Genomic DNA, 3,214 nt, shown 5'->3' with positions numbered 1-3,214 from the left:
GCCGTGCAGGGTGTCGCAGGTCAGGCGCCGGGCCGCCTTGTCGATGCGGCTGACGGCGCCCATCACGAAGCGCACACCGGGCAGCATCTCGCGGATCGGTGCCACCACATGCTCGGGGAAGACGCCAGCCCCCACCACCTCGGGCAGCATGGGGTTGAAGGTGGTGTAGCTCTCCTCGCTGATCAGCAGCAGCTGCCAGCCTGCGGGCATGCGGCCGTGAAGCGACTTGGCCAGCGTGGTGCCGGCAAAGCCGCCGCCGACGATGGCGATGGTGCGGACTGGCGGGTGAGGTGCTGTGGTGGACATGGCGGCTGGATGAAGCGAGGGCCGCAGTGTCTGGATCGCTGCCTCAGCCGGGAAATCTCATCAATTCATGACGCGATGCGCATGGGTTATCGCGGGATATGTAAGGAAACCGCCGGCCCACGCGACCGCCGCGCATGGAGCTCTACCAGATCCGCTATTTCCTGGCCGTGGCCGAGACGCTGAACTTCACGCGCGCGTCGGAGCGGTCCTTCGTGTCGCAGCCGGCGCTGACCAAGGCCATCCAGCGGCTGGAGGAGACGATCGGTGGCCGGCTGTTCGACCGCACCAAGAACTCCGTCCAGCTCAGCGAGCTTGGCCAGGCCATGCTGCCCAATTTCCGCCAGATCTTCGACACCGCCCAGGCCGCGCGCGAGCAGGCGCGCCGTTTCAAGCGCGACAAGCGCGAGGTGGTGCGCGTCGGCGTCATGTGCACCATCGACTTCCATCAGGTGCTGCCTGGCTTTGTCGAAAGCCAGGATCGGCATGCCATCGAACTGCATTTCCGCGAAGGCAACCTGGAGGCGCTGACCGACGAGCTGGACCGCGGCGACGTCGATATCGGCATCATGTGCTCGCCTTATGAGACGCCGCGCCGCTTCGAGGCGCAGATGCTGTTCCTCGAGGACTACGTCGTCGCCATCGGCGAGGACCATCGCTTCAGTGGCCGGCAGACCATTGACATGGCCGAGCTGGATCGCGAGCGCTACTGCGAGCGCATCTACTGCGAGTTCTCCAGCTATATCGAGCGCCTGCTGATTGATCGCGGCGTGCGGCTGGAGGTGGTGCAGCAGTCCCACCGCGAGGACTGGATTCAGGCCTTCGTGCGCTCCAACTTCGGCGTCGCCTTCATGCCCCGGTCCATCGCCGACGCCGCCGGGCTCATGCATGTGCGCACGGCCGACTGCCCGATCGTCCGAGAGGTCAAGCTGCTGGTGCAGTCGGAGCGGCCGCTGAGCACGGCGCAGCAGGCCGTCATCGATTCACTGGTGGCCCACGACTGGCGGCCGGCGGCCTAGGTTTCCGGGCGGCGCCACAGCCAGATCGCCACGGCGGCCATCATGGCGGGCACGGCGATCTTCACGGCCAGCGGCGCCGGTGTCAGCACCAGCATGACGGCACTGCAGGCCATCATCACGACCGCCAGCCACTTGGCGCGACGCGGCACGGCGCCGCGCTCGCGCCAACGGCGGATGCCGGGGCCGAAGTGCGCGTGGTTGAGCAGCCAGGTCTCCAGCGCCGGCCAGCCCTTGCCGGCCGCCCAGGCGGCCAGCAGCAGGAAGGGCACCGTCGGCAGCACCGGCAGCACGACGCCGATCATGGCCAGCACGAGGCTCAGCACCGCCAGCGCGCGCCACAGCAGTCGGGCCAGCGCGCGGTGCATGCCGCCCTACTTCAGCCCGCCGCTGAGGAACTGCTGCAACCGCTCGCACTGCGGGCGCAGCAGCATCTCCTTGGGGTTGCCTTCCTCTTCGACCTTGCCCTGGTGCAGGAACAGGCAGTGGTTGGAGACCTCGCGCGCAAAGCCCATCTCGTGGGTCACGACGATCATCGTGCGGCCTTCCGCCGCCAGGTCGCGCATGACCTTGAGAACCTCTCCGACCAGTTCCGGGTCCAGCGCCGACGTGGGCTCGTCGAACAGCATGACCTCGGGGTCGACCGCCAGCGCCCGGGCAATGGCCACGCGCTGCTGCTCGCCGCCCGACAGCTGGGCCGGGTAGACGTTGGCACGATGCGAGACACCGACGCGCGCCAGCAGCGCCTGCGCGCGCTCGATGGCCTCGGCCTTGGGCTTGCCMAGCACGTGGATGGGTGCCTCGATGACGTTCTCCAGCACTGTCATGTGAGCCCAGAGGTTGAAGTTCTGGAACACCATGGCCAGTTTGGCGCGCCACAGCTGCAGCTGCTGAGGCGAGGCGGCCTTCAGCGTGCCGTCGCGGTCGCGGGTCAGCTTCAGCGCTTCGCCGCACAGGCTCAGTTCGCCTTCGTTGGGCTGTTCCAGCAGGTTCAGGCAGCGCAGGAAGGTGCTCTTGCCCGAGCCCGAGGACCCGATCAACGTGACGACATCGCCGCGCCGCGCCGCGAAGGAAATGCCCTTGAGCACCTCGCGATCACCGAAGCGCTTGTGGATGTTGGTGGCCTGGAGTTGGATCGTCATTTCAGTTTCTCTTTGCGGGCCGAACGCAGGGCCGCTCCCAAGCCGGCCCGCGCTGGCGATGTGCTCGCGGCTCGATGCCGCGAGCATCRCCGTCCCCCAGGGGGCTGAGGCCGGACACATGGCGCCCTGCGGGCGGCATGTGCCTGCCGAAGGGCTGCGGCACATGCCGCAGCGCGGTCTGCAAGACCGACCGGACCTGCCCGCGTTCAGCGCGGCTGGGCTGGGCGAGGGGCTTCATGTCAAGCACCGAGCAGCTTGCCGGTGCGCAGCGCCTCGCGGCCCGCGACCTTGGCGACGCGCATGCCGGCGTTCGCAAAGCGCAGGAAGTCGCGCGCGAAGAACAGGCCGTCGACCGGGCTCTTCAATTCAGTGACCTCGGCCGTGATGGGGTCGATGACATGGGCCAGCACTTCGCCGGCCGTCACCTCCACACCCACCTCCTTGACGAAGGTCAGCACGCCGGCCACCGGCGACTTGATCGGCATGCTGCCGGCCAGCGGGCGGGCGTCGCCGATGGCCTCCGGCACTTCGGGCTTGTCGCCGGCAATCAGGCCGCGCCAGCGCAGGAAGTCGACGATGTTCTTCGCATCGGCGGCGGCCAGCTCATGCGTCACGTCGGCCGCGCCGCGCAGCTCGACGGTGACCGACAGGCAGGCCTGCGGAATCGGGAACTTGCCGCCGAAATGCTTGTCCCACTTCCACCAGACCTGGGAGCAGGCCTCGTCGAAGGGGTTGTCACCCGAGTCCTGGGCC

5 protein-coding genes are annotated in these 3,214 nt (G+C 68.1%); 1 reads left to right on the top strand and 4 read right to left on the bottom strand.

The features are described 5' to 3' along the window. Positions 1-306, bottom strand: a 306-nt coding sequence (locus tag AC1DU6_RS24725; RefSeq protein WP_477860304.1) for an FAD-dependent oxidoreductase, incomplete at its 3' end; no start/stop codon positions are given. Positions 307-440: 134 nt separating this feature from the next. On the opposite strand from AC1DU6_RS24725, the gene AC1DU6_RS24720 reads away from it, so the two are divergent. Continuing rightward, positions 441-1,322: a LysR family transcriptional regulator gene (locus tag AC1DU6_RS24720; protein ID WP_477860302.1), complete on the top strand. Its 882-nt coding sequence runs from the start codon at positions 441-443 to the stop codon at positions 1,320-1,322. Here the strand turns inward: AC1DU6_RS24720 and AC1DU6_RS24715 are convergent. The 3 genes from AC1DU6_RS24715 to AC1DU6_RS24705 form a co-directional block, all read right to left on the bottom strand. Next, positions 1,319-1,687, bottom strand: coding sequence for a YbaN family protein (locus tag AC1DU6_RS24715; RefSeq protein WP_457446238.1), 369 nt, complete (start codon positions 1,685-1,687; stop codon positions 1,319-1,321). The genes AC1DU6_RS24720 and AC1DU6_RS24715 overlap by 4 nt on opposite strands. Positions 1,688-1,693: 6 nt before the next feature. After that, positions 1,694-2,461: an ABC transporter ATP-binding protein gene (locus tag AC1DU6_RS24710; protein WP_457324865.1), complete on the bottom strand. Its 768-nt coding sequence runs from the start codon at positions 2,459-2,461 to the stop codon at positions 1,694-1,696. A 239-nt stretch (positions 2,462-2,700) separates the two neighbouring features. Next, the coding region (locus AC1DU6_RS24705; protein ID WP_477860300.1) for a succinylglutamate desuccinylase/aspartoacylase family protein at positions 2,701-3,214 on the bottom strand (514 nt) is incomplete at its 5' end.

It is taken from the genome of Roseateles sp. P5_B10, assembly GCF_056400485.1.
The sequence above is the reverse complement of the archived record's forward strand: the minus strand, read 5'-3'. Positions and strand labels throughout refer to the sequence as shown.

Bases quoted from the DNA above. Each gene is read 5' to 3' on its own strand.
- AC1DU6_RS24720 (WP_477860302.1), top strand. From the start codon at position 441: ATGGAGCTCTACCAGATCCGCTATTTCCTGGCCGTGGCCGAGACGCTG.
- AC1DU6_RS24715 (WP_457446238.1), bottom strand. From the start codon at position 1,687: ATGCACCGCGCGCTGGCCCGACTGCTGTGGCGCGCGCTGGCGGTGCTG.